Source organism: uncultured Chitinophaga sp., from assembly GCF_937874145.1.
Taxonomy (GTDB): domain Bacteria; phylum Bacteroidota; class Bacteroidia; order Chitinophagales; family Chitinophagaceae; genus Chitinophaga.
The window spans coordinates 1-26,369 of the sequence record NZ_CALNBI010000302.1; the positions used below are offsets into that span (position 1 = coordinate 1).

Consider the following 26,369-nt stretch of genomic DNA (forward strand, 5'->3'; position numbering starts at 1 on the left):
AGACAACAGCAACCTCAATATCGTTGTGAAGAAGGGGAAAGTTTTCGCCGTGAACCCCCAGCCCGCCCCCGACGCTTCGCCGAAGCGCTACGTTACCCGCGGGGCCTTCGGGATCGACCGGAAAGGCCGGCCTGATATTGCCTGGGTGTACAACGTGGGGAAGAAACGTTTGCCCTATGCTTACAACGCACCGGTAGAAAAAGTGGAACCTACCAAAAGCGCGCCGTCCGGCGCCCGTCGCTGGAAGATGCGCGAAGCTGTAGGCGGTGGCCCTGTGCTCGTACAGAACGGGCAGCCGCATATCACCTGGGAACAGGAAGGAATGGGTAAAAGCATCGCCGCGCTGCACCCGCGCTCTGCGGTAGGTTACCGGCCGGATGGCACCATCCTGCTTATGGTGATCGAAGGGCGTAACAAAGGGGTGGCGGAAGGCGCCAACTTCGAGGAAATGGCGAAGATCTTCACCGACCTCGGCTGCGTGGAAGCCCTCAACCTCGACGGTGGCGGCTCTTCGGCGCTCTACGTCAATGATCAGAATACGATTAAACCGTCAGACCCCGCGGGCCAACGGCCGGTGCCGGCGGTACTGGTGCTCAGTAAAAAATAACGGACTACACGGCGGGCTTCTCATTCCCGCCGTTTTTTTTGCGGGGAGCGCCATCTTCATCAAATAACTGCAACAGGTGCCACTCCGTGATCCCCGTCAGTAACAACGCGCCCACAATTACGGGCGTGATCGTGAGATAGAGGAATAAATCCGATTGCCGCGTGAAAATCCATCCCATCAACAGGCCGAATGGTACGAGTATCCAGCCGAGCCACCGCGAAATATACGCGGCGTAACGGTTGCCTTCGTTCCAGGTGTCCTGGTTGATGGTGGAGGAAAAAGTACGGTAGCCGTACCAGGCTTTCATGCTGCGTGGGGGAAATCGCCGGATCATGTGGCCCATGAACAGGAACAGCAGTCCGGCCAGCAAGCTGGCATTGCAGAAGGGGTTTTGTAAAATGCTGTCCATAAAAAAAGCGCGGCACAAACTGTGCCACGCTTAATATTACAAATCATCTCAGTTCTTTGTTGAATCGGCTGCGGTGTTTTTGCGTTTGATCAATCCTTTGAGGGTATTGTTCAACGTTTTTTCCGCCGCCTTGCCTGCGCCCTGCAGCCCGCCGCCGGAACCGGTGGAATCCTTCCCGCCGAGCAATTGCTTCTTCAGTTCATCTTTCGCCGCGTTCACGGCTTCGTTCTTCACATGGTTCAGTGAATCCCTGATGGTTTTCTGCGCGGAATCCGCTTTGCTTTTTATCATGGCCGTGGCCTGGTCTTTCAGGTTATCCGCCGCTTTACCGGCCGCTTCCTTCAGGTCCGTTTTCACGGAAGGCTTCATAATGTTGCCGCCCAGCAAAACATTGAGATACACGGTGTCGCTCACGTTCACGGGGATGCCCTTGTTGTTGGCCTGCTTCACGAGATTGTTCACGAGGCTGTTGCCCTGCTGGCCGAGCAATGCGCGCGGCAGCGCGAGCTGCATGGTGTAATCCATCGTTTGGTCGAAACCGTGCGAACCGCCGATGAGCATGTTGAAATTGTTCATTTTCACGCGGAAGGGGTTCACGGTCATCCGGCCGTTCTGGAACGCGAAATAGTTCTTGATGTCGCGGATGGAAATATCTTTCAGCGCAGACACGTTCAGCTGGTTGGCCAGCTGGTCCATCGGTGCGAACTTCTTCAGGAAACCCTGTATCAGCAACAGGTTGCCGTCGCCGGTGAGGGTATTTAGCACGGGCGACATATCCTTCCCCAGCTTGCCCGTCATTGTCAGTTGGCTGCTCATTTTCCCGCTGAGGAACTGCCCGATGGGCATGAGTTTCTGCACGGTGTTGAACGTTTTGAACGTTTCCTGCACATCAAGCTCTTTTACGTCGTATGAGATGAGGATATCAGGATTGTTCTTATCGTTTTTGGTGGAATAGGAGCCGTCGATTTTCATGGAGCCCTGGAGGGCGTTGGCTTTGATATCTTTCATGATCACCGCCTCGTCGCGCACATAGAGCGTGCCGTTGAGGTTGTTGAGATCAAGCTTGTCGTAGATCACTTTCCCCGCCTGCGCCTGCAGGATGAAATCGAGGTTATTGGGAACGGCGAAAGGCACGGCGGCCAGCGTGTCCGCTGCTTTGGCGGGAGTCGTTTCTTCGCCGGAGGCCATCCATTTATTGAGGTTGATCTGGTCGGCCTCCATGGCCAGGCGGCCATTCAGCGCATCATTCCGGAAAACATACGCCAGGAAGTTATTCAACTCGCCGTTGGCGCTGAAGTTCGTGCCGAGGTATTGCCCTTTGAAATCGGTTACGGTCACGTTTTTCGGGTTGAAGGACATGAGCATGGAATGGACGTTCACGCCATCTGGATAATCCTTGCTTTTATACGCGAGATCGGCTACAGATACTTTGCCCGCTGCGTGGAAGGTTTCGTATTGTTCCTTTTCGATGGCGCTCATATACCCGCGTGCCTGCAGGTCGGCGTCGAGGATGCCGGCGAGCTGGGTGCCTTTCTCGAATTTCACGACCTGGGCCACTTTGGCGAGGTCGAGGCGGCCTTTGGCGGCGGCGTCGAGGTAGAGGTCGGATACAGGCGTTTTGATCATGAGCCGGAAGTCTACCGGGCTGTCGTCCATTTCCAGGTGCGCCTGTGGCACGTCCACGATGGTGTGGTCGGGCACGCCGTCGGGGTTGGTGACGTTCACCGCCAGCTGGATATTTTTCACCGGTTTAGGCAGGTCGGGGTATTGGAAGAAGCCGTTTTTGATGCCGAGGTGCACTTCGTAGGCGGGCATCTTGTTGCCATCGTAAATGCCCTTTACGAAACCGTTGAGGGTGGCTGCGCCGGAAGTTTTGATGCTGGCGAAATCCTGGCTGTAGACGGCGGGCACCAGCGAGAGGATGTCCTTGAAATCCGTACTGGGCGCCTGGAAGCGGATGTCCATGTTATACGCGCTGTCGTTCAGCAGCTGGAAGAACCCTTCGGTGCTGAGCTTCAGGTTGTTGATGGCGATGTTGTCGGTCTTGAAGGTATATTTGCCGGCTTTGTTGTCGATCTGGACATCGGCGAGGATCTCCACTTTGGTATCGAGGAGATAGGGGATGAATCCCTGCGCGAAGCTGAGCGCGGCGGCGGTGGTGCTGGTCGTCAGCGTGAAGTTGTACTGCGTGAAGTCGCCTTTCCCTTTGTGATTGAGCCCGGCGATGGCCAGGTGCATATGGCCCTGGTGGTCGTCGTATTTGATCACGGCGTCTTCGATGCTGTACTGCTGCAGGCTGAACGCGAAATCGCTGCTGCTGGTATCCGCCGGCGTAGCTGCGGTGGCGGTGTCGGGCTTTACGATGTCCCAGTTCGGGCGGCCTTCTTCATCCACTACGGCGTAAATGCGCGGTTGCTGCAGGGAAACGTTGTGCACGTTGATCTTATCGCCTTTGATGGCCGACATGAGGTCTACCGCGAGATCGAGCCGGCGCACGGCCAGCAGGGTATCGCCGTCGAAGTGCTGCACGCCGGTGATCCTGAGCTCTTCAAGAGCTACGGCGAGGCGCGGGAACCGGCGGAAGAGGCTGATATCCACGTCTTTGAAATCCACTTTGGCGTTGAGGCTCTTGTTCAGCTCGGCTTTGACCTTCGACATAATCTGGCCTTTGAACAGATACGGGATGGCAATCAGGATCGCAATGAGCACGAGGAGCCCGATGCCGACACGTTTCAGTATCTTCTTGAGTTTCATAGGAAGTTGTTATTGGTATTTAAGCGTTGGCAAATATTCTGAATGTCCATATCGGCAGTTAAATTCGTTATTTTTGACACAAATATAAATAACGGCATGACACCGGAACGGAAAGAACGGCTTTTATCGGTAATTAACAAACGTCAGGCCAACCTTACGGTGGTGCTGGAGAATGTGGAAGACCCCCATAACGTGTCGGCGGTCCTGCGCACCTGCGATGCCGTGGGCATCCAGGACGTATACCTGCTCACCACCAAGCTGCCACGCCATAAAAAATGGGGCGTCAAAAGCTCGTCCAGCGCTATCCAGTGGCTGACGGTCCATGAGTTCGACGATACCGCGGAGCTGGTGAAAACGCTCCGTTCCCGGTACGGTAAGATTTACACCACGCACCTGGCCGACGGCGCCAAAAGCCTGTACGATATCGATTTTACGGGATCCGTGGCATTGGTGTTCGGAAACGAGCAAACCGGGGTGAGCGAAGATTTCCGGCAGGTGGCGGATGGTAATTTCGTGATCCCGATGATGGGGATTATCAAGTCGTTGAATATTTCCGTGGCGGCGGCCGTCAGCATTTACGAAGCCATGCGGCAGAAAAATGCGGCGGGGCAGTACAATACGCCATCGCTTCCGGAGGAGCGGCGCATCGGGCTGCTGACCGACTGGAAATTTCCGGTGGAAGAATTATGAGCACCTGTTTTCTCATATGGACCCTTTGGATGGCCACGGCCGTCGCCCGCGTGAGCCCCGCGGAGCTGGAGGCGCGCCTGGCCCGGACGGATTCCCCGATGGTGGTGAACCTCTGGGCAACGTGGTGCGCGCCTTGCGTGGAGGAGCTGCCTTATTTCGAAAAGGCGGCAAAGCAAAATCCAAATATCAAATTCGTGTACCTGAGCCTCGACCTCGACGACGCCTATCCTCACCAGATCGATTCCTTTGTGAATAAGCTGGGGTTGAGCGGGGAGGTGTGGTGGATGGAAGAAAGCAATGCCAATAAGTACGCCCCGATCATCGACGCGCAATGGAAAGGAAGTTTACCGGCCACGTTGTTTATCCACCCCGGCAGGAAATATCGCAAATTCGTTCAGGGCGCGATGGACGAAGCGATGGTAATGAAGGAGGTAGGGGCGATGAAGGATTAGGATCAAATACTGGCTTACTTTTGCGCGCCCTGCAGGCGGGCTTTCTTTTCTATCTCGCGCACAAACGCGCTGAAGATGCCGTCGAGCCCCTCATCCCGGGTGATCTCATGCCATTCTTCCCAATCTTTTACCGTTACTTTTCCGCGGTCGACAAACAATTCGGTGATGTTGGCGGCGGTGCCTTCGTCTACAAGCCCGCTTCCCGCGAAAGCGGCCAGCAACGCCGTTCCTGCGATCTCATGCGGGAAATGCCGCCGTTTCTCGAAAAAGCAGGCGGCCATCGTTTTGTACAGGCAGTAAATGGATTTGATGGCCGCTTCGGAACGGTAAAGGTTCCGGGCAGTGCCGATGTCTTTCACCCACAGGGCGACCATATCCATGTCGGCGAGGCTGGCCCTGATTTCGGGCTCGCTGTTGCGGACAAGCGTCTCATCCGGCGACAGCACCAGCGCTTCTTCAAGAAACTGCAGGGAATGGAGGACCATATCCATCACGAATTCATTATCGATCTCATCCGACGCGAAATCGGTTTCTATCCACTTCACGAGCGAGGGGTGCGTACTGCGGACGCCCTGGTAGAGGGTTTTCAGGATCCACAGATCGCTGAGCCCGCTTAAATTCTCAGGTAACATAATGGCTGAATATTTGGGGCTGGAAAATTACCCGATTTGCCCGCAGGGGCTAAGCAACTTGCTGTAAACTGGCGTTGGGGAAGGGTGGAATTACATTCGGGGGATGCGGGATGAAGGGTTTTCCGGCGAAATGATCACGATTAAAAAAGCCCGGAAGCAAATGCTCCCGGGCCTGGTTTTATTATCTGCAATGAATAATACTTACGCGCTGCAGGTTACGCAACCTTCTTCCATGGTGCATACCGCGCCTTCCACGATTTCCATTTCGGAACCGCCTTCGGCAGGTACAACGGGCACCATGTTCTGGCCGCCTTGTTTTTCCACCGTAAACTGAACGGCTTGCGCCGCAGCCTGCGTACGGAGGTAATACATACCGGTCTTGAGGCCTTTCTTCCAGGCGTAGAAGTGCATGGAAGTGAGCTTGGAAGCGGTCGGTTTGTCCACGAACAGGTTGAGGGACTGCGACTGGCAGATGAACGCGCCGCGGTCGGCCGCCATGTCGATGATCGTGCGTTGCTTGATCTCCCAAACGGTTTTGTACAGTTCCTTGATATTGGAAGGGATCTCGGGGATGCCCTGGATAGAGCCGTTCGCCGCGATGATCTTGTTCTTCATATCATTGTCCCACAGGCCGAGCTCCACGAGATCTTTCAACAGGTGTTTGTTCACTACTACGAACTCTCCGCTCAGTACGCGGCGGGTGTAGATGTTGGAAGTATACGGTTCGAAGCACTCGTTGTTGCCCAGGATCTGTGAAGTGGAGGCAGTGGGCATGGGCGCCAGCAGCAGCGAGTTGCGCACGCCGTGCTGTTTGATCTCGGCTTTCAGGCCGGTCCAGTCCCAGCGGTCGGAGGGCTGCACGTTCCACATATCGTACTGCAGGATGCCTTTGGAGATGGGCGATCCCTCGTAGGAAGCGTATTTGCCTTCGGTGATGGCGAGGTCTTTGGAAGCGGTCAGCGAAGCGAAGTAGATCGTTTCAAAGATTTCTTTGTTCAGCTGCTGCGCCTGCTCGCTTTCGAAAGGATAGCGGAGGAGGAAAAACGCATCTGCCAGGCCCTGCACGCCGAGGCCGATGGGGCGGTGGCGGAGGTTGGAGTTGCGGGCTTCGTCTACCGGGTAGTAGTTCTGGTCGATGATCCTGTTCAGGTTGATGGTAGCCTGGTAGGTTACATCGTAGAGGCGTTTGTGGTCGAACTTGCCGTCGATCACGAAACGGGGCAGCGCCAGGGACGCGAGGTTGCACACGGCTACTTCGTCTTCGGCCGTGTATTCGATGATCTCGGTGCAGAGGTTGGAGGATTTGATGGTGCCCAGGTTCTGCTGGTTGGACTTGCGGTTGGCGGAGTCTTTATACAGCAGGTAAGGGGTGCCGGTCTCGATCTGTGCGTCGAGGATGGCGAACCACAGGTCCTGCGCCTTCACGGTTTTGCGCTGGCGGTTTTCGGATTCGTATTTTTCATACAGTTTCTCGAATTCCTCGCCCCAGCAATCGGCCAGTCCGGGTGCTTCGTGCGGGCAGAAGAGGCTCCATTCGCCATTTTCTTCCACGCGTTTCATGAACAGGTCGGGCATCCAGAGGGCGTAGAAGAGGTCGCGGGCGCGCATTTCTTCTTTACCGTGGTTCTTGCGCAGGTCCAGGAACTCGAACACGTCGGCATGCCAGGGCTCCAGGTAGATGGCGAATGCGCCTTTGCGCTTGCCGCCGCCCTGGTCCACGTAGCGGGCGGTGTCGTTGAACACGCGCAGCATGGGGATGATGCCGTTGGAAGTGCCGTTGGTGCCGCTGATGTAGGAGCCCGTTGCGCGGATGTTATGGATGCTGAGGCCGATGCCGCCTGCGCTCTGGGAGATCTTGGCGGTCTGCTTCAGGGTGTCGTAAATGCCGTCGATGCTGTCGCCCTTCATGGTCAGCAGGAAGCAGGAGCTCATCTGCGGTTTGGGGGTGCCGGCGTTGAACAGGGTGGGGGTGGCATGCGTGAACCAGCGCTCGCTCATCAGTTCGTAAGTCTTGATGGCGGAGTCGATGTCTTCTTTATGGATGCCAACGGCCACGCGCATGAACATGTGCTGGGGGCGCTCGGCGATCTTGCCGTCCACTTTCAGGAGGTAAGAGCGTTCCAGCGTTTTGAATCCGAAGTAATCGAACGCGAAGTCGCGGTCGTAAATGATGGTGGAGTCGAGGATCTCTGCGTTCTTTTTGATGATCTCCCATACATCGTCGCCCAGCAGTCCGGCGTTTTTGCCGGTCTTGGGGTCCACGTATTCGTACAGTTTCTTCATCGTTTTGGAGAACGACTTGAGTGTATTTTTATGCAGGTTGCTTACCGCGATGCGGGAGGCGAGCTGCGCGTAGTCGGGGTGCTTGGTTGTCAGGGACGCTGCGGTTTCCGCGGCGAGGTTATCGAGCTCGCTGGTGGTAACACCGTCGTACAATCCCTGGATCACTTTCTTCGCTACATCTATTGAATCAACGTATTCCGGCGCGAGTCCGTAACACAGCTTCTCTACCCTTGCCGTAATCTTGTCGAACTTGACAGTTTCTTTTCTGCCGTCTCTTTTTATAACGAACATAGTGTGGTGAATTTAGTGGGTGAAAAATTGAATATGGCTTATTGAGGTTATATGAGTTGATTAGAAATCTTCGTCGAGGCTGAAGGTTTGCGTACCTTTTTCGCCCATTACGCCGGCTTTCTGGTAATCGCCCACGCGTTTTTCGAAGAAGTTGGTTTTGCCCTGGAGCGAGATCATTTCCATGAAATCGAAGGGGTTGGCGCTGTTGTAGATTTTGCTGCATCCCAGTGCCACCAGCCATCTGTCGGCAACGAATTCGATGTATTGTTTCATGAGGTCGGCGTTCATACCGATGAGCGCTGCGGGGAGGGCTTCGGTGATGAATTCCTTCTCGATGGTAACGGCGTCGGAGATGATTTCGTGTACTTCCTTTTCGGGGAGCTTGCCTTCGAGCATGGAGTACAGCAGGCAGGCGAATTCGCAGTGGAGGCCTTCATCGCGGGAGATGAGCTCGTTGGAGAAGGTGAGTCCTGGCATGAGGCCGCGTTTCTTCAGCCAGAAAATGGAGCAGAAGGAGCCGGAGAAGAAGATGCCTTCCACGGCGGCGAATGCTACGAGGCGTTGGGCGAAGGTGCCGTTCTCGATCCAGCGGAGGGCCCATTCGGCCTTTTTCTTCACGGCCGGCACGGTTTCGATGGCGTGGAAAAGACGGTCCTTTTCAACGGGGTCTTTCACATAAGTATCGATCAGCAGGGCGTAAGTTTCGGAGTGGATGTTTTCCATCATGATCTGGAAACCATAGAAGCAGCGGGCTTCGGGAATCTGTACTTCGCTCATGAAGTTAACGGCCAGGTTCTCGTTCACGATCCCGTCGGATGCGGCGAAGAATGCCAGTACGTGGGTGATGAAGTGGCGCTCGCCGTCGTTGAGCCTGGCCCAGTCGGCCAGGTCGCCGGAGAGGTCGATTTCCTCGGCGGTCCAGAAGCTGGCTTCGTGGCGTTTGTACTGTTCCCAGATGGCGGGATAGTTGATAGGCAGGAGTACGAACCTGTCTTTGTTTTCCTTCAGTAATATCTCGTTCTCGTTATTCATACAATTTTTTTTATATGGTTAACCAGTTATAGTTGCCAATGTTGAACGTGATTCGAAGGGTGACGGAGGTCCGTTATCCTCGTAAGGAAGGTAGCAGGGGCCATCAGCCAATACCTTGAATCGCGAAGGTTATGACGTTGTCCGAAGTGCTGGCAGGTCTCCTGGCTATCCCTTGCCGGGCGGGCCTTCCCGCTCCGTTTTGAGGCGAAGCAGTGGCAGAATGAAGAAACCGGCATTACAGGGGGTTACAGTAGCGCGTCTGCCCGTGATTTTCACACGGTTCCCTTTTAATTCCTTTCGTCGGAAACGTTCGGAAGCCAGCACTGGCGTTGTCAAGAACTGTGTGCAAATGTAATGATCAAACCCCCTGCACAAACCCATAAGTTACCCCCATATGTGGATAAAGAACTGAACAACTTTGGAAAGCGCGCAGGGTAGCCATTCAGCGGCTTTTACACACCTAAAAGCAGGTTTTTGGTATAAGGATTAAGGACAATGTGTTGATTTTCTGGCACATATTAGCGCAGGAAAAATGTTTGTCGCTCCGGTGACTGGAAACCAATATTTTGTACATACTCAGAAATGAGTATTCTTTTTGTCGCCGCCGCAACAGATTTTTGCAGCTTACGAATACACCCGACCTGATGAAGCCATTATACCTGTTTATTATTTTTATCCTTTCCACAACTTCCGCCTGGAGCCAGCAAACACTTGTGATCAACACCGATCCCCGGGACATGGAGTCCGGCTCCGGATTTTTCCACGCCGTGCAGGTAAACTATAAAATGGACCCCCAAAAGCAGGCGTACCTCGTCACCCTCACCAGCTCCCGCCATCAACCGGAGAAAGGCCATTATTACCGCGGAGGCATCTACCCCGCCAAAATGTACAGCTGCCAGGAACTCTCCGGCGCCTGCAACGGGAAATCCGACGGCTACGTCACCATCGTCCTGCACATCCGCCATAAAAACGAAACCATCCCCGTCGGCAATGCGCTGACGGTAGGGGAGTCCATGTATTACCATCCCAAAAACGTTCCGGGAGATGATATCGTGGGGCAGACTTCCGTGGTCAAAGTTGAAGTTACCCACATCGAACCCGGGCAGGTGGGGGGAGCAGCCGTGTCCGCCGTTATGGAACTGGAAGCGAAGAAAAGAAAGCCCCGGGAGGAATCCTCACCTTCTTCCCCCACAACGGCGACTATAAATAACACCACTTCCACCACCTCATCCAATACCAACAACAAAGCCTATAACGACGCCATGGCCAGCGTGCGGCAGGCACAGGCCCAGGCAGCATACAATGAGGCAAAGAACGAACAGCTGGCGCAGGACTTCGCCCAGTTATCCACCGAAACCTATACCTGGATCTCCGGGATGGTGGCGGAAGGTAAGGCGCGCCGCGCAAAAAAATATAATGACGCCCGCGATGGTATCGAAGAACGCATCGCCAGGGAAAACCTGTACGAACGTGCGGAGAAAGGAAATATCAACGCACTGAAGCGCATCGGCGACGCATATTACGCCGGCGCCGCCAAACGCGACGGCCTCAAATATTACCAGGACCTCCTCGACGTGGCCATCAGCTGGTGGGAGAAAGCCGGCCATCTCGGTGATGCCGATGCGATGGAAACCCTCGCCATCAATTCCAGCATCTTCGTGGCCAAAGACAAGGCCCGCGCCAAAGAATGGACCACCAAATGGGTGGCGCTCATGGAAGAGCGCATCGCCACCAAAAACAACCGCATGGCGTATTATAAGCTGGGCCAGCTATACCGCGGCCTCGGCGCCTACGATTATTTGAAGTGGCCCGAAGATCACGCCAAAGGCGAGCGATACCTCGCCAAATCGGTGGAGCTGGAATATCTCCCTGCCCTGGACGATGCGGTGGGCTATCACCTGAAAGGATATTTCGGCTTCGCGAAAGATACCGCCAAAGCATACGCATTGCGGATGAAGACGATCGAGAACTCGGAAGGCCTCCGCTACTGGACCGGTTCCCTGCAACGGTATTATAATCATATGGCCGAATTCCACGAGAAGGGCTGGAGCGTCCCGAAAGACGCGGAGAAGGCCGCTTACTGGCGCACCCAGGCAAAAACCGCTTCCTACACCAACGTCATTCCCAACAGGGGCCCCAACACCACCGGGTTCCAACCCGGCATTTACCTCGAAACAGGCGGTAAGCCCGGGGAGTCTTACCAGTTCACCATCGAAGGGTTTTACCTGAAATACGAGATCAAGCATCAAAAACAGTTTGCAAAGTTCATCTCCTCCGGTTCAGATTGCTGGGTTTTCGATCCCGCCAACCAGCCCGGCGTCCGCTTTCTCCTGAAACTGACCTCGCCCAACACCGTTGACCTTTGGAAGAACGGGGATAAGATCGCGACATTCACCCGGCAGGAGGGATGATCTGCCATCCCGGGAGTCAAACAGACGTCAGGATATGGTGAAAAAATTGGGTTTCAATGTGAAAATCATATCAGGAATGCGTGCCTTTGTCCTGTAACTTGCATATCTACGTTATTAAATTCCGCGGATGGAGCAGTTGTTGGAAAGAATCGCGAAGAACAGTGATCAGTTGGCTTTCGGCCAGCTATTTTCCTATTACAGCGACCGCCTCATCTATTTTGCCGCCGCGCTCGTCCGCTCCCGCGAAGAAGCCGAAGAAGTAGTCGCCGATGTGTTCGTCAAACTCTGGCAACAGCGCGCCCGGCTCCTGGACATCCATTATTTCCAGACTTACCTTTACACCGCAGTCCGCAACACCGCCCTGAACCATACTTCGCGATCCGTTTTCCCGTACGAGGAGTTGGAAGACCGGCACGCCACGCTCATGCCCTGCGTCGTATCTCCCGAAGAATCATTGATCAGCCGCGAAAACCTGCGCCAGATCGAGCAGGCGGTCAACGATCTGCCCCTGCGGTGCCGGTTGATTTTCAAACTGGTGAAGGAAGACGGCCTTTCGTACCGCGAAGTGGCGGAAGTGCTGGATATCTCCGTCAATACGGTGAACGCCCAGATTACCATCGCGCTGAAGAAACTGGGGTCGGCCATCGACCTGCGTAAACCCTTTCGCTTACCGCTTGCGCGCAAATAATTATTTTTTGAAAATTTTTCCGACTGTCTTAACTGGACGGCCGGAAATCTGTGTCTAACTATATAACCACCTGATTTTTTCCAGCATGGAACATGAACAAAAGCTTTGGGAATTATTCGGCAAGGAACTGTCGGGCAGGCTTACCGACAAGGAGCGGCTGGAGATGGAGATGCTGAAGAAGCAGTTTCCGGATGCGGCGCGGCAGTACGAGATGCTGGGCGCCTTGCAGTTCCGCAGCAGGGAAAGGCAATCGCAGGAGCGGAATGAGGAATTGCTGGGGCGGATTTTTGCCGCCGCCGGCGACGAACCTGAGCCTGCCGTTTCCGAAGCTTTCCCCGAACCGCCCCGCCGCAGGCGATTGTGGCTGGCAGCGGTGCCCCTGGCCGCCGCCGTGTGTGCCGGTATCTGGTTCTGGACGGGGCAGGGGCAGCAGGAAGATAAAGGATGGAGCACCGTGCAAACGCGCAAAGGCAGCAAATCGAAGCTCACCCTGCCCGACGGCACCGAGGTGATCCTCAACGCCGGCAGCTCCCTTTCCTACACCGAAGGTTTCCGGGACGGCGCCCGCCAGGTGCGCCTCAACGGTGAAGGATATTTTAAAGTGGCGAAAAACGCAGAACATCCATTCATTGTAACCACCAACGACGTGGAGGTCCGCGTACTGGGCACGGAATTCAACCTCCAGGCCTACGATTCGGAATCCACCACGGAAACCACCCTCATTTCGGGTAAGGTGGAAGTGACCGTGAAAAAAGACGGCAAAAGCTATATGCTGGCGCCACGGCAGAAACTGGCCGTGCAGCGCGCTCCCCTGGAACCGGCGGCCGTATTGCCGGCGGCAACGCCCGGCAGTGATCCGGGAATGCCGGAAGTGGAGCTCAGGGCGGCGGATACCGACAGCCGCGACAGCTCCCTGACAGCCGGCGCCTGGGTCGAAAACCGGCTCGTGTTCAACGACGAGCCCCTCGAATCCCTGGCCCGCAGGCTCGAAAGATGGTATAATGTGGAAGTGGAAATACAGGACGAAGCCCTCAAACAGGCCAGGTTCACCGGCAGCGTGGAAAACGAACCGGTAGACCAGATACTCGAAATCCTGACAACGATCCGACCAATCAAATACAAAATATCCGCGACCAAAATCATCATTTACTAAACTTAAACTGACTACAATGCGCAACACACCAGATTCCACCGCTTTACGATCCTGACCTCCAGGAAATAGAAAACGGGAAACGCGCCAACGTTCCCCGCCAGATAAGTATGCAGGAAATCCGTCTGCTTTGGATTTCAACGGATTTCCTATTGCCTGAACTTAACAATCAAATCTATGAAATTATTTACACAATGCACTGCCAACCGGCGGTTGTATCAACTTTTGCTGATCATGAAGATGAGCTTTGTGCTGACGTGTCTCTTCCTGCAGGTGCACGCCGGCGTTTATTCGCAAAAACGTATCAGCGTCCGGGCGGACAAGCTGCCGGTGAGCCAGGTGCTCGCCATGATCGAGCTGAAGACGTCGTACCGCTTTTTCTATAACAGCGACGATCTCCGCAAGCTCCCGCCCGTGTCGCTCAACGTCTCCAACAGCACGCTGCCCGAGGTGATGAAGCTGGTGCTGGCCAACAGCATGCGCTACCGCGTGATGGACGACCGGTTGGTAGTGCTCGGCAACGACCTCGACGCCAAACAGTTCAAGCGCGTGAAAGGCAGGCTCACCGATAACAAGGGCGGTCCCGTTCCCGGCGCCACCATCGTTATCAAAGGCACCACCAAAGGTGTGGCTTCCGATGCGGAAGGTAACTTCGAGATCGAAGCCAACAATACCGACGTGCTCGTGATCAGCATGATGGGTTTCAAGAAAATGGAAGTGCCGGTGGCGGGTAAAGATGAAATCAACATCGTGATGGAAGCCGACGTATCGGGCCTGCAGGAAGTGCTCGTGGTGGGATATGGCACCCAGAAGAAAGCAAACCTCACCGGGGCCGTGGCTTCCGTGGGCGGTGAAGTGCTGGAAAGCCGGCCCCTCGTGAACCTCGCACAGGGCTTGCAAGGAGTGGTTCCCAACCTCAACGTGAACATGAACAACGGCGCACCCGGCAAAGGCGCCACCTTCAATATCCGCGGCACCGGCTCCATCACAAGCGGCAACGACGCGCCGCTTGTGTTGGTGGACGGCGTGGTGATGGACCCCAACCTCATCAATCCGGCAGACGTACAAAGCGTTACCGTGCTTAAAGATGCAGGTTCCGCGGCCATTTACGGCTCCCGCGCCGCCAACGGCGTGATCCTCATCACCACCAAGAACCCGAACAAACACCAGCCCATGCGGCTGTCGGTCAATAGTACCTATTCCTTCAACCGCCCCACCTACATGCCCAAATACATCAACTCCGTTGATTACATCCGCATGTTCCGCGAGGCAGACAGGACGGGCGCCAACGGCGGGCGTACATCTTCCGAGCCCTTCACCGTGGAAGACTCGATCCGCGCTGAAGCCTATTACCGCGATCCGGCCAACAATCCTACCGTTTACGTCGACCCCAACAATCCCAACAAATACCGTTACGTCGGCAATACCAACTGGCTCGATGAACTGTATCCCGGTTGGGCACCCATGTGGGACAACTCATTTTCCCTCAGCGGCGGCTCCGGCAAGATATCCTACGTGGCCAGCCTGGGTTACCTCAAGCAGGACGGCCTCATCAAAGCGGCCAACCAAACCTACAACCGTTACAATGCTTCGCTGCGCCTCAATGCGGAAGCCACTTCCTGGCTCGACCTGAATTTCAAGGCCGCGCTGAACCGCTCCGATTACAATACGCCCAACGCCACGCAGTTCGCGGAAGCGGAAGTGAACGATTTCGCGTTCATCTCCAGCGACCTTCGCCCCATCATGCCCATCCAGCACCCGGATGGCAACTGGGCCGGCCAGGGCAGCTTCACCAACCCCTTCGCCCTGATGGCGGAAAACGGGAGGATGAAGGAAAACAAGACGGACATCTGGCTGACAGGCGGCTTTACCATCAAGCTGCTCCGCAATCTCCGCGTGATCGGCGACGTAACCTGGAACAACTACGGGGCAGGCAGAAGCCTCCAGTACAAAGCGTTCCGGGAATTTGGCGTAGACGGCCGGCTGATCGGGACCTATCCCTGGACCAACCCCAGCCGCATGATCCGCAGCGCCGCCAACGACGGCTACCACGCGGTGAACCTGTACACGGAATACTTCACCACCTTCGCGCGTAACCACAACCTGAAACTGATGGCGGGTTACAACGAAGAGATGAAGAAAAACCTTTCCTTCAGCGCCACCGGCCGCAACCAGATCGATCCCACGATGGAAAGCCTCACGCCCCTGAACGACCCTACCGCTACTTCGCTGTCGGTCGGCAACTCCATGTCGGAATGGGCGGTACGCGGCGGTTTCTTCCGTGCCAACTACGATTACAAGGAAAAATACCTGTTGCAGCTGACCGGCCGATACGACGGTACTTCGCGGTATGCCCGTGGCAAGCGGAATGTATTTTCGCCTTCCGTATCTGCTGCCTGGCGCGTGTCTGAAGAAAATTTCTTCGCCGGCGCCAAATCCTGGATCAATGACCTGAAGCTGCGTGCTTCGTATGGTACATTGCCTAACCAGCTGAGCAACAATCCTTATCCGTACATCACCTTCATGCCTACCGGCGTTACATCTTACCTGTTCGGCAACAATCCCGGCGTGATCGTGGGCGCACCCGGACTGGTGAGCGAAGACTTCACCTGGGAGAAAGTGACCACGCTGAACTTCGGCCTCGATGTAGCCGCGCTGCGCGACAGGCTGACGCTCGGGTTTGATATCTACCGCCGCAAAACGACCGACATGATCACCCCCGGCCGCCTGCTGCCCGCACTGCTGGGCACTTCTTCGCCGGCGCGCAACTCGGCCGACCTGATGAACAAAGGCTGGGAACTGGCGATCGGCTGGAAAGATAAGATCGGCAGCGATATCCGCTACAACGTGTCGCTGGTGCTGGCCGACAACCAGGCAGAGATCACCCGTTACGAAAACAATCCGACCGGCAATATCTCCCAACCTTATGTAGGGCAGAAATGGAATGAGATCTGGGGCTTCCAGACAGACGGATTCTACGGCAGCGACGCCGAAGCGGCAGCGGCCGACCAGTCGCAGATCTGGTCCGGCAAATGGCTCGCGGGCGACATCCGTTATGCAGACCTGAATGGCGATAAGAAAATCACCCGCGGCAGCAATACGCTGTCCGATCCGGGCGACCAGCGTATCATCGGTAACCAAACGCCCCGATACAACTACGGCCTGAACCTGGGGATCGAGTACAAAGGTTTCGACCTGACCGCATTTTTCCAGGGCGTAGGCAAGCGCGACTGGATGGCAGGCGGCAACTATTTCTGGGGTTTTGCCAGCGAGTGGGATGTGCCGATGGAATACCATACCGACTATTGGCGCCCCGACAATACGGACGCTTATTATCCCCGCCTGCGTTTCGAAGGCGGCGGCAACTTCCAGAGCCAGACGAAATATCTGCAGAACGCCGCATACGCCCGCCTGAAACAGCTGACGCTGGGCTACACCCTGCCGGAAGAATGGCTGCGCGTAGCGAAGATCCAGCGCTTGCGGGTGTTCGCCACCGGCCAGAACCTGTTCACCATCACTAAAATGCACAAGGCATTTGATCCCGAACTGCTGGGCGCGCGGAGCTATCCGCTGAGCCGCACCATCTCGTTCGGTGTGCAACTGGGCCTGTAACCGCTGATGCAATTGTTGATCAAAAATCGAAAAGAAATGAAAAAAACACTCGTCATATCTTCCGCCGTGCTCGCCCTCGTTTTTGGCGCAGCCTGCAACGATAACTTCCTGGACAGGCTTCCGCAGGACCGTCTCAGCGATGCTACTTATTTCAAGAACGAAAACGACCTCCGCATCTATGCGAACCGTTTCTATACGCTCGTTCCGCCACAGGGACATTTGGGAGACGATGGCTCCGATAATTTCGTGCCCCGCATGCGCAACGTATTCTTAGCCGGGCAGTACACCATTCCGAATACCGGCGGCGGCTGGACGTGGACCAACGAGCGCGAGGCCAATTACTTCCTCGCGCGGTACGAAAGGGCAGACGCGCCTGCCGAAGTGAAAGCCAAATACGCCGGGGAAGTGAAGATGTTCCGCGCTTACCTCTGGTGGCGGAAAGTGGTGCAGTTCGGCGACGTGACCTGGTTCGGCGGCGATCTCAACGAGAATTCGCCCGAGCTCTTCGCGCCCCGCACTTCCCGCAATATCGTGATGGACACCGTGCTGAAAGACATCAATTACGCCGTGGCCAACCTGCCCGTTCCGGCCAGCGCCGAGCAGGACCGTGTCAATAAAGACATCGCCAATGCGCTGAAAGCCCGCATCTGCCTCTGGGAAGGCACCTACCGCAAATACCGGGGCCTCCCAGGCGCCACCGAATGGCTCGGCGAAGCCGTAAAAGCAGCCGAAGCCGTGATGACCACCGGCAACTACGACATCTGGTCTACCGGCAACCCCGCGAAGGATTACGTGAACCTGTTCCTGCAGGAAGAGCTCCGCGGCAATAAAGAGGCGGTTTGGCCGCGCCGTTTCGTGAAAGACATGTCGATGCACAACACCACGCGCCAGATCAACGATATCTGGCCCAGCTACAGCAAGGATTTCGTGGAGTCTATCCTGTGCGACGACGGGCTGCCCATCGGCCTCAGCAACCGGTACCAGGGCGACGTAACCCCTGATCAGGAACGCACCAACCGCGATCCGCGTTACCAGCAGCTCATCGTAACCCGCGATTACGTGGTGTCGCAGAATGCCGACGGTACGGCCGACAAAGTCACGCTCCCGCGCATCCCCGCTGTAACCACGGGCTACGCCAGCGCCAAGTATAAAAGCCCGGACCCCGTGCAGTGGGTGGCCAATCAATCCACCCTGGATCTCTTCATCATCCGCTACGCCGAAACGCTGCTGATTTACGCGGAAGCCAAAGCCGAACTGGGTCAAGCTTCCCAGGCCGTGATCGATCAGACCATCAACAAAATCCGCGACCGCGTGGGCATGCCGCACATGATCATCGCCACGTTGCAGAAAGATCCGAATTCCACGTTCCCCACACTGCCGGTCCTCCTCGACGAGATCCGCCGCGAACGCCGTGTGGAACTGGCGCAGGAAGGCTTCCGGTTCGACGATATCATCCGCTGGAAAGCCGGTGAGCTCATCAACAATCCGAAAACGATCGTAGGCATGAAACTGACGGACGCACTGCGCGCGCAATATCCCGCATCGCAGGTGGCTGGCATCCAGGTGGATGCGGAGGATCGCATCCGCGTATACACCGATATCACCGCGCGCACCTGGCACGACAAGCTGTATCTCTACCCGCTGCCTTTGCAGGAAATGAACCTCAATCCGCAGCTGAAGCCGCAGAACTTCGGTTGGTAAACGAATACGTAAGGAAAGTAATAAAAACGACGAAGGGGGCTCCGGCCCCCTTTTTCATGCCTTAAATCCTCGGCACCTTGTTCCTGAATTTCTGCTGGATGACTTCCTGCACGGGGATGCCTTCTATCTTGCTTTCCAGCCAGCTGACGATATCGAGGTACAAGTAACTGCGGCGCTCGTAGGGATTTTTCGCGATCACTTCCAGCCGGCCTTTCAGGTCGCGGAAAGCGGTACGGAGCGCGCGCGGGTTGGCGTACATGTTCTTGCGCAAAAACTTCAGGATCTCTTCCATCACGAGGCTAAGGTCCTTGTTCTTGGCGATGAAGTGGTAAACCGATTTGATAAGGTATTCCACCAGGCTGTAATTCTCCAGCTCGTAGTGCGCGATCAGGTGCAGGATCCGCGCGAAACACTGGATGTCTGCCCGCAGGTTGCCGATCCTGAGCTGGATGATTTTATTGAGATAGATGATGGCGTTGTCATTGTCGCCGCTGCCGAAATATAAACAGGCGATCTTGTAGTAGAAAACAAGTACGCGGTGTTGGTCTACCGTGAGTTGGTGCTCGCTGATTTTTTCCTCCACTTCGGCCACCAGCCTGAGCCCTTCCGAGAAAGTGCCGTCCAGGAAGTGCCGGTTGATCTTGCCGGTATACAGGTATACGAACGCATTGGTGCGGGTGTTTTCGTTGAGGGCTTCTTCTTTCTCCGTAATAAAATCCTCCATCATCTGCAGCACTTCGGTGAACTTGTCGTGGTTCATGGTATGGAAGTGCGCGGTCAGCAGGTTGTGCATCGCCTTGATGTACAGGTCCACATCCGTTTCCTTCAGGTTGGGATATTCACTGAAAAGGTCCACCCACTTCTGGGTGTAACGGTAATACATGACGAAGTCCTGCAGGATGTAGTAATACCAGCAATACGCCTGGTAGAGGTAGATGCGCTCATAAAAACTCATCTGGCTCCGCTGCACGGGCGGGAGGTTGGTTTCGAAGAAGGATTTGAGCATGAGGGTGTCTTTCTCGTCGCGGGCGTGGCCGAGTTTGAGATAAAGGCCATACATGCGGAGGGCGAGGGTGGAAAGACGGGAAACGTTGTTGAGCTGCTCGTTGATGAGGCGGCTTTCGTCAGACAGTTCTTCGGCCCGGTTGTCGAGGCTGCGGGTGATGTGCCGCGTTTCGATGAGCTTTTCGAATTCCACGATCTCGAAATAGAGCATGACTTCTTCCTGTTCGCGTGCCGAAACTTTGGCTTTGGCGAGGATTTTCAGGCTCTGATGATATAACCCCTTGTTGTACAATACCCTGGCATAATCCAGTTGTTCCCGCAGCTCGATGAGCGCATCTTTGGTTTTGTACAGCAGGCGGAGGGTGGTGAGGAGGTGTTTGTAGAGATGGGCTTTGATATTGCTGAGCTGTTGCTTTTTAATATCGGGCACACGGCGGAGGATCTGCTCATCGTCGTATTCCTTCATTTTGTCGAGCGCGTTGAACAGCTGTATGAAAAGTACGTCTTCTTTCGTGTTATCCCGGTTAAATGCCAGCTGAAAGTTTCTTTTTTCGGCTTTCGTAAGCGTTTTTATCAATATGAACAGGGCATCGTTCTGCGTGTTGGACATCGTTGTTATCGGATTATAAAAAATTGACTTTCAATAAGTTAATGGCCTCAGATGACAGTTGCGAATCGTAATATTGACAAATTTAACGAACTGAGGTTTAAAAGTGTCAATTAGATTTGAAGGTGTAAAGTGACAGGAAAAGCAAATATACGGGATTGAAGGAAATTGCAAGTTGATGGAGAATATTTTATATATCAGCATCAAAATGCATGTATTGATCCTGGTTTTATAAAGTCAAATAAGCATGGGGAAAACATTATTCGACAAAATTTGGGACAGCCACATCGTGGCGAGCCGGTCCGGCCACCCGGACGCGGTGTATATCAACACGCATTTCATTCACGAGGTAACGAGCCCCCAGGCGTTCGACGGCCTGCGGAAGCGTGGGGTTCCCGTGTTCCGGCCGGCCAAGACGCGCGCCACGGCCGACCATAACGTACCCACCCTCGACCAGCACCTGCCCATCAAGGAAGCGCTGAGCCGCAAGCAGGTGGAAATGCTCACGGCCAACACCGCCGAATTCGGTGTGGAGCTCTACGGCCTGGGGCACCCCTACCAGGGTATCGTTCACGTGATCGGGCCCGAGCTGGGCATCACCCTGCCGGGGATGACGATCGTCTGCGGCGACTCCCACACTTCCACCCACGGCGCCTTCGGTGCCGTAGCCTTTGGGATCGGGACGTCGGAAGTGGAACAGGTGCTGGCTACCCAGTGCATCCTGCAATACAAACCGAAGCGCATGCGCATTACGGTTAACGGGCAACTAAAAAAAGGCGTGGTGTCCAAAGACATCATTCTCTATATCATTTCACAGATCACCGCCGCAGGCGGCACCGGCTACTTCGTGGAATACGCCGGCGAAGCCATCCGGAGCCTCAGCATGGAGGCGCGCATGACGATCTGCAATATGTCCATCGAAATGGGCGCCCGCGGCGGCCTCATCGCGCCGGACGACATTACTTTCGATTACATCAAAGGCCGCGAGTTTGCGCCGAAGGGCGAAGACTGGGAAAAATCCCTCGCTTACTGGAAAACTCTCCAGACCGACGCAGACGCCGTTTTCGATGCGGAACTGACTTTCGACGCAGCCGACATCGAACCGCAGATCACTTACGGCACCAATCCCGGCATGGGCATGGGCGTTACCGGCAACATCCCCTCGCTGGCGGACATCGAGGAAAAGGAACAGCTTTCCTTCTCCAAATCCCTCCAGTACATGGATCTCCAGCCCGGCAGCCAGCTCCTCGGCAAAAAAGTGGATTACGTCTTCATCGGCAGCTGCACCAACAGCCGCATCGAAGACCTCCGCATGGTGGCCGAATTCGTGAAAGGCAAAAAGAAATCCGACGACGTCACCGTATGGATCGTGCCCGGCTCCAAGCAAGTGGAAGCCCAGGCCATCGCGGAAGGCATCGACAAAATCTTCGAAGCGGCAGGCTTCCAGCTGCGGCAACCCGGTTGCTCCGCCTGCCTGGCCATGAACGAAGACAAGATCCCGGCAGGTAAATATTGCATCGCCACTTCCAACCGCAACTTCGAAGGCCGCCAGGGGCCCAACGCCCGGACCTTCCTGGCCAGTCCGCTCACCGCGGCTGCCGCCGCCATCACCGGTAAAGTGGCCGACGTAAGAGCAATGATTTAATTCCCGAAACGAACCATCAACATGGACAAAAAATTCGCAAACCTGGTATCCTCCGTGGTGCCCTTACCCATAGAAAACATCGATACGGACCAGATCATCCCGGCCCGCTTCCTGAAAGCGACCACCCGCGATGGTTTCGGAGAGAATCTTTTCCGCGACTGGCGTTTCGGTGAAAACAACCAGCCGAAGGCTGACTTCGTGCTCAATAACGACACATACAAAGGCAAGGTGCTGGTGGCAGGCAAGAACTTCGGCTGCGGCTCCTCCCGCGAGCATGCCGCCTGGGCGCTCGGCGACTACGGATTTAAAGTAGTGGTGAGCAGCTTCTTCGCCGATATTTTCAAAAACAACGCACTCAACAATTTCATCCTGCCCGTGCAGGTGAGCGAGGATTTTCTGCAGAAGATTTTCCGCGCCGTTGAAAAAGTACCCTCCGCCGCCATCGAAGTGAACCTGGAAGAGCAGTTCATCGAGATCAAGGCAACGGGGGAAAAGGAAAACTTCGACATCAACCCTTACAAAAAAACGTGCCTGCTCAATGGGTACGACGATATTGACTATCTCCTCAGTCTCCGCGGCGAGATCGAAGCATACGAAACAACAAGACCTTTTAATTTCTAAAAACATCTATGGGCATCTCTAAGAAAATATTGGTAATACCCGGAGACGGGATCGGACAGGAAGTAACCGCATGGGGGAAGAAAGTGCTGGAAGTGATCGCGGCGAATTACAAACATGAATTCACGTTTGACGAAGGCATCATGGGCCACGTAGCCATCGAGGCTACCGGCGATCCGTTGCCGGCTGAGACGCTGGACAAGGCGCGCGCTTCTGACGCGATCCTTTTCGGCGCTATCGGTCATGCCAAGTATGATAACGACCCCAGTGCGAAGGTGCGCCCGGAGCAGGGATTGCTCAAGATCCGCAAGGAGCTGGGACTGTACGCCAACCTTCGGCCCATCAAACTGTTCGACGACCTGCTGCAGGCTTCCAGCATCAAGCCGGAAATCCTCCAGGGGGCCGATATCCTGTTTTTCCGTGAGCTGACCGGCGACGTGTATTTCGGGGAGAAGCAGCGCAGCGAAGACCGCGCAACGGCTTCGGACCTCATGATCTACCATAAATATGAAGTAGAGCGTATTGCCCGAAAGGCATTCGAAGCCGCGCGCACCCGCCGCAAAAAGCTCTGCTCCGTGGATAAAGCCAACGTGCTGGAAGCTTCCCGCCTGTGGAGGGAAGTGGTGCAGGAGATCGCGAAAGATTACCCGGACGTGGAAACCGAGCATATGTTCATCGACAATGCCGCCATGCAGCTGATCAAAGATCCCAAGCGCTTCGACGTGGTGGTGACCGGCAACCTGTTTGGCGACATCCTGACCGACGAGGCATCGCAGATCGCCGGATCGATGGGGATGCTGGCGTCTGCTTCGGTGGGCGACCGCGTAGGGTTCTACGAGCCGATCCACGGTTCCGCGCACGACATCGCCGGCAAAGGCATCGCCAACCCGCTGGCTTCCATCCTGTCGGCCGCGCTGCTGCTGGATATTTCTTTCGGTTTGAAGGAAGAATCCCAGCGCGTGATCCGCGCGGTAGACGCCACGCTGAAACAAGGCTACCGCACAATGGACATCGCCAACAAACATACCTCCAACGAATTCCTGCTGGGAACCGACGCCATGGGGGCGCAGGTGCTGAAAAACCTTAACTAATCAACTGTTTATCATACTATCATGGATAAAAATAGAGTATACGTTTTTGACACCACGCTGCGCGACGGCGAGCAAGTGCCCGGCTGTCAGCTGACCACCGTGGAGAAAATTATCGTAGCAAAAGAACTGGAAGCCCTTGGCGTAGACGTGATCGAAGCCGGCTTCCCGATCTCCAGCCCTGGCGATTTCCAGAGCGTGGTGGAGATCTCCAAAGCGGTTTCCGAACCGGTCATCTGCGCCCTCACGCGCGCCAATACCGCCGACATCGACGCTGCCGCCTCGGCGCTGGAGTTCGCCAAGCGCGGACGTATCCACACCGGCATCGGCGCATCCGATATGCACATCAAATATAAATTCAACTCCACCCGCGAAGCCATCCTCGAAAGAGCCGTGAGCGCCGTGAAATACGCCCGCAAGTTCGTGGACGACGTTGAGTTTTATGCGGAAGACGCAGGACGTGCCGATAATGAATACCTCGCCCGCATGATCGAAGCGGTGATCGCAGCCGGTGCTACCGTGGTGAACATCCCGGATACGAACGGATATTGCCTGCCTGAACAATATGGCGCCAAGATCAAATACCTCGTCGACAATGTGAAGAACATCGACAAGGCGATCATTTCCGTGCATTGTCATAACGATCTCGGCCTGGCTACGGCCAACACAATCGCCGGCGTGGTGAATGGTGCGCGCCAGGTAGAATGTACCATCAACGGCATCGGCGAGCGCGCGGGCAACACGTCCCTCGAAGAAGTGGCCATGATCCTCAAAACGCACCATGCGCTGGGGTATACAACCGGTATTAACAGCAAACGCATATACGAAATCAGCAACCTGGTATCGAACATGATGCGCATGCCCGTGCAGCCGAACAAGGCGATCGTGGGCCGCAACGCATTTGCGCACAGCTCCGGCATTCACCAGGACGGCGTCCTGAAGCACCGTGAAAACTACGAGATCCTCGATCCCGAAGATATCGGCCTGTCTTCCAACGCCATCATCCTCACCGCGCGCAGCGGCCGCCATGCTTTGAAACACCACCTCGAAAGACTGGGTTACAAGATCGACAAGATCAACCTCGACGAAGTGTATGCCCGTTTCCTTGAAATGGCCGACAGCAAAAAAGAGATCAACGATCACGACCTGCTCGTGCTCATGGGCGACGGTACCGCCAACCACTACGACGACAAAGCGATCAAAGTGACGCTGTTGCAGGTGGTTTGCGGCGATCCCCTGCGACCGATGGCCACGGTGAAGCTCCGCGTAAACGGCGAAGAGAAGGAAGCAAGTGCAGCCGGCAACGGCCCGGTGAACGCGACCATCAACGCTATTTCCAACATCATCAACGACGAGATCACGATCGATGAGTTCAGCATCCAGGCGATGCACGGTGGCAGCGAAGACGTGAGCAAAGTGAACATGCGCGTGCATAAAGACGGGAAGTCATATTACGGCTTCGGTTATTCTACCGACATCGTGAATGCCAGCGTACATGCTTATGTAGATGCGCTGAATAAGATCTACTAATCATTACGCATAATAATTTTTATTAAAAGGCCGCCATCGTGCGGCCTTTTAACATTTTTTTAAACTTTTTACCCTACAGATTAACTTGATATTTTTTTTTATAGTAATTTCACGTTGTAGCAGTATGAATCCAAATACAGTGTAATCCAATGTTTCGTTAATAGGAAACACCAGTGCGACAGAGCAGTATCATTTTGAGGCGATAACCATTTACGGACCTAATTATATTTAATCTAAATCGGACTTATGAATCTATCGATGTAACTCGACCCTTTATTCCCATATCCAAAGGAATTTATCTTCAATTCATTTTTACAATGCCAACTTATGGGGGAAACGTGCTTCGGCTGAAGGCGTGTTGAATTGTCGTGTAAGTCATCCAACGTAATATCCAGGGAATCGAAAATCTAAACGAACGCCATCCGTGACCGGAACCGGCCCGGCCTTGTCATGCCCGAAAGCGTGCGTGGGCCTGCGCTGCGAGTGTCGCGGACAGGGACCTTCATTTCATGACTCATCATATGTATCCCATTCACAAAATCTAAATTCACATGAGGAAATTATCTACGCTCCTGGCCGTACCGATCCTGCTGAGTGCAAGTGCCTTTGCGCAAGACAGGACGATCTCCGGCAAAGTAACCGACGCGAGGGACGGCAATCCCTTGCCCGGCGTGACCGTAGCCGCTGGCTCGCGCGGCACGCTGACGGCCTCCAACGGCCAGTTTTCAATGAAAGTGCCGCAGGGCACGCGGCAGCTCACTTTTTCATTCATCGGTTATACGGCACAAACCGTAACGTTGGGTGAAGGGAATGAATACAACGTGCAGCTGTCCGTCAACCAGGAAAGCCTCGACGAATATGTAGTAGTGGCGTACGGATCGCAGAACCGCCGCTCCATGACGGGGTCCGCCGCTATCGTCAACACCGAGAAGCTCAGCCGCGCGCCCCGCGCTTCCATCCAGGAAAGCTTCCAGGGGAATATTGCGGGCGTTCAGGCGGTGAACGGCTCCGGCCAGCCCGGCAGCGTGCCTAATATCCGCATCCGCGGTATCGGCAGCATCAACGCCAGCAGCGCGCCGCTGTATGTGGTAGATGGTATCCCCGTGGTATCGGGAGACATCACCGGCTACAACACCAATACCATCGCGGGCCTCAACAGTTCCG

At 55.2% G+C, this 26,369-nt stretch carries 19 protein-coding genes and 1 riboswitch; of the genes, 13 read left to right on the forward strand and 6 right to left on the reverse strand.

Features of this window, described 5'->3' with window-relative positions; all coding sequences use genetic code 11:
* Positions 1-607: phosphodiester glycosidase family protein (locus tag Q0510_RS14775; RefSeq protein ID WP_298713268.1), on the forward strand; the 607-nt coding region annotated here is incomplete at its 5' end.
* Between the two features lie 4 nt (positions 608-611).
* Here Q0510_RS14775 and Q0510_RS14780 read toward each other — a convergent pair.
* The gene (locus Q0510_RS14780; protein WP_298713270.1) at positions 612-1,016 is read right to left on the reverse strand and encodes an SdpI family protein; all 405 of its coding nucleotides are present in this window, start codon (positions 1,014-1,016) and stop codon (positions 612-614) included.
* A gap of 48 nt (positions 1,017-1,064) precedes the next feature.
* Positions 1,065-3,770: an AsmA-like C-terminal region-containing protein gene (locus Q0510_RS14785; protein WP_298713273.1), complete on the reverse strand. Its 2,706-nt coding sequence runs from the start codon at positions 3,768-3,770 to the stop codon at positions 1,065-1,067.
* Between the two features lie 96 nt (positions 3,771-3,866).
* On the opposite strand from Q0510_RS14785, the gene Q0510_RS14790 reads away from it, so the two are divergent.
* Positions 3,867-4,460, forward strand: coding sequence for an RNA methyltransferase (locus Q0510_RS14790; RefSeq protein WP_298713275.1), 594 nt, complete (start codon positions 3,867-3,869; stop codon positions 4,458-4,460).
* Complete coding sequence (locus Q0510_RS14795) at positions 4,457-4,912, forward strand: TlpA disulfide reductase family protein (protein WP_298713277.1); 456 nt, start codon at positions 4,457-4,459, stop codon at positions 4,910-4,912. The genes Q0510_RS14790 and Q0510_RS14795 overlap by 4 nt, the downstream gene beginning before the upstream one ends.
* 14 nt (positions 4,913-4,926) lie before the next feature.
* On the opposite strand, the gene Q0510_RS14800 is transcribed toward Q0510_RS14795, so the two are convergent.
* The 3 genes from Q0510_RS14800 to Q0510_RS14810 form a co-directional block, all read right to left on the reverse strand.
* Entirely contained in the window at positions 4,927-5,544 is a 618-nt protein-coding gene (locus tag Q0510_RS14800; protein ID WP_298713279.1) for a hypothetical protein, read from the reverse strand.
* Positions 5,545-5,745: 201 nt separating this feature from the next.
* A complete protein-coding gene (locus Q0510_RS14805; RefSeq protein WP_298713282.1) occupies positions 5,746-8,118 on the reverse strand; it encodes a ribonucleoside-diphosphate reductase subunit alpha in 2,373 nt (790 codons plus the stop codon).
* A 60-nt stretch (positions 8,119-8,178) separates the two neighbouring features.
* Positions 8,179-9,150, reverse strand: a complete 972-nt coding sequence (locus tag Q0510_RS14810) for a ribonucleoside-diphosphate reductase small subunit (protein ID WP_298713292.1) — start codon at positions 9,148-9,150, stop codon at positions 8,179-8,181.
* A gap of 133 nt (positions 9,151-9,283) precedes the next feature.
* Positions 9,284-9,487: riboswitch (cobalamin riboswitch) on the reverse strand.
* Positions 9,488-9,794: 307 nt separating this feature from the next.
* Here Q0510_RS14810 and Q0510_RS14815 point away from each other — a divergent pair.
* The 5 genes from Q0510_RS14815 to Q0510_RS14835 all read left to right on the forward strand — a co-directional run bounded on the left by Q0510_RS14815 (position 9,795) and on the right by Q0510_RS14835 (position 18,712).
* Positions 9,795-11,561, forward strand: a complete 1,767-nt coding sequence (locus tag Q0510_RS14815) for a hypothetical protein (RefSeq protein ID WP_298713295.1) — start codon at positions 9,795-9,797, stop codon at positions 11,559-11,561.
* A gap of 127 nt (positions 11,562-11,688) precedes the next feature.
* The gene (locus tag Q0510_RS14820) at positions 11,689-12,249 is read left to right on the forward strand and encodes an RNA polymerase sigma-70 factor (RefSeq protein ID WP_298713298.1); all 561 of its coding nucleotides are present in this window, start codon (positions 11,689-11,691) and stop codon (positions 12,247-12,249) included.
* 85 nt (positions 12,250-12,334) lie between these two features.
* Entirely contained in the window at positions 12,335-13,402 is a 1,068-nt protein-coding gene (locus Q0510_RS14825; RefSeq protein WP_298713301.1) for a FecR domain-containing protein, read from the forward strand.
* 231 nt (positions 13,403-13,633) lie between these two features.
* Positions 13,634-17,011, forward strand: coding sequence for a TonB-dependent receptor (locus tag Q0510_RS14830; protein WP_298713303.1), 3,378 nt, complete (start codon positions 13,634-13,636; stop codon positions 17,009-17,011).
* Between the two features lie 36 nt (positions 17,012-17,047).
* The gene (locus tag Q0510_RS14835) at positions 17,048-18,712 is read left to right on the forward strand and encodes a RagB/SusD family nutrient uptake outer membrane protein (RefSeq protein ID WP_298713306.1); all 1,665 of its coding nucleotides are present in this window, start codon (positions 17,048-17,050) and stop codon (positions 18,710-18,712) included.
* Between the two features lie 61 nt (positions 18,713-18,773).
* On the opposite strand, the gene Q0510_RS14840 is transcribed toward Q0510_RS14835, so the two are convergent.
* Positions 18,774-20,327 carry a hypothetical protein gene (locus Q0510_RS14840; protein ID WP_298713309.1) on the reverse strand — a complete coding sequence of 518 codons (1,554 nt, stop codon included), beginning with the start codon at positions 20,325-20,327 and terminating at the stop codon, positions 18,774-18,776.
* Positions 20,328-20,571: 244 nt separating this feature from the next.
* Between Q0510_RS14840 and leuC the strand changes: the two genes are divergently transcribed.
* From leuC to Q0510_RS14865, 5 genes are all read left to right on the forward strand, one after another.
* Positions 20,572-21,969: a 3-isopropylmalate dehydratase large subunit gene (gene leuC, locus Q0510_RS14845; RefSeq protein WP_298713312.1), complete on the forward strand. Its 1,398-nt coding sequence runs from the start codon at positions 20,572-20,574 to the stop codon at positions 21,967-21,969.
* 21 nt (positions 21,970-21,990) lie between these two features.
* A complete protein-coding gene (leuD, locus tag Q0510_RS14850) occupies positions 21,991-22,590 on the forward strand; it encodes a 3-isopropylmalate dehydratase small subunit (protein ID WP_298713314.1) in 600 nt (199 codons plus the stop codon).
* Positions 22,591-22,598: 8 nt separating this feature from the next.
* Positions 22,599-23,678 carry a 3-isopropylmalate dehydrogenase gene (leuB, locus tag Q0510_RS14855; RefSeq protein WP_298713317.1) on the forward strand — a complete coding sequence of 360 codons (1,080 nt, stop codon included), beginning with the start codon at positions 22,599-22,601 and terminating at the stop codon, positions 23,676-23,678.
* A gap of 21 nt (positions 23,679-23,699) precedes the next feature.
* Positions 23,700-25,205, forward strand: coding sequence for a 2-isopropylmalate synthase (locus Q0510_RS14860; RefSeq protein ID WP_298713320.1), 1,506 nt, complete (start codon positions 23,700-23,702; stop codon positions 25,203-25,205).
* 551 nt (positions 25,206-25,756) lie between these two features.
* A partial coding sequence (locus Q0510_RS14865; RefSeq protein ID WP_298713323.1) for a carboxypeptidase-like regulatory domain-containing protein occupies positions 25,757-26,369 on the forward strand: 613 nt, incomplete at its 3' end.

Coding starts and splice junctions, on each gene's coding strand:
- Q0510_RS14780 (WP_298713270.1), bottom strand. CDS start 1,016: ATGGACAGCATTTTACAAAACCCCTTCTGCAATGCCAGCTTGCTGGCC.
- Q0510_RS14785 (WP_298713273.1), bottom strand. CDS start 3,770: ATGAAACTCAAGAAGATACTGAAACGTGTCGGCATCGGGCTCCTCGTG.
- Q0510_RS14790 (WP_298713275.1), top strand. CDS start 3,867: ATGACACCGGAACGGAAAGAACGGCTTTTATCGGTAATTAACAAACGT.
- Q0510_RS14795 (WP_298713277.1), top strand. CDS start 4,457: ATGAGCACCTGTTTTCTCATATGGACCCTTTGGATGGCCACGGCCGTC.
- Q0510_RS14800 (WP_298713279.1), bottom strand. CDS start 5,544: ATGTTACCTGAGAATTTAAGCGGGCTCAGCGATCTGTGGATCCTGAAA.
- Q0510_RS14805 (WP_298713282.1), bottom strand. CDS start 8,118: ATGTTCGTTATAAAAAGAGACGGCAGAAAAGAAACTGTCAAGTTCGAC.
- Q0510_RS14810 (WP_298713292.1), bottom strand. CDS start 9,150: ATGAATAACGAGAACGAGATATTACTGAAGGAAAACAAAGACAGGTTC.
- Q0510_RS14815 (WP_298713295.1), top strand. CDS start 9,795: ATGAAGCCATTATACCTGTTTATTATTTTTATCCTTTCCACAACTTCC.
- Q0510_RS14820 (WP_298713298.1), top strand. CDS start 11,689: ATGGAGCAGTTGTTGGAAAGAATCGCGAAGAACAGTGATCAGTTGGCT.
- Q0510_RS14825 (WP_298713301.1), top strand. CDS start 12,335: ATGGAACATGAACAAAAGCTTTGGGAATTATTCGGCAAGGAACTGTCG.
- Q0510_RS14830 (WP_298713303.1), top strand. CDS start 13,634: ATGAAGATGAGCTTTGTGCTGACGTGTCTCTTCCTGCAGGTGCACGCC.
- Q0510_RS14835 (WP_298713306.1), top strand. CDS start 17,048: ATGAAAAAAACACTCGTCATATCTTCCGCCGTGCTCGCCCTCGTTTTT.
- Q0510_RS14840 (WP_298713309.1), bottom strand. CDS start 20,327: ATGTCCAACACGCAGAACGATGCCCTGTTCATATTGATAAAAACGCTT.
- leuC (WP_298713312.1), top strand. CDS start 20,572: ATGGGGAAAACATTATTCGACAAAATTTGGGACAGCCACATCGTGGCG.
- leuD (WP_298713314.1), top strand. CDS start 21,991: ATGGACAAAAAATTCGCAAACCTGGTATCCTCCGTGGTGCCCTTACCC.
- leuB (WP_298713317.1), top strand. CDS start 22,599: ATGGGCATCTCTAAGAAAATATTGGTAATACCCGGAGACGGGATCGGA.
- Q0510_RS14860 (WP_298713320.1), top strand. CDS start 23,700: ATGGATAAAAATAGAGTATACGTTTTTGACACCACGCTGCGCGACGGC.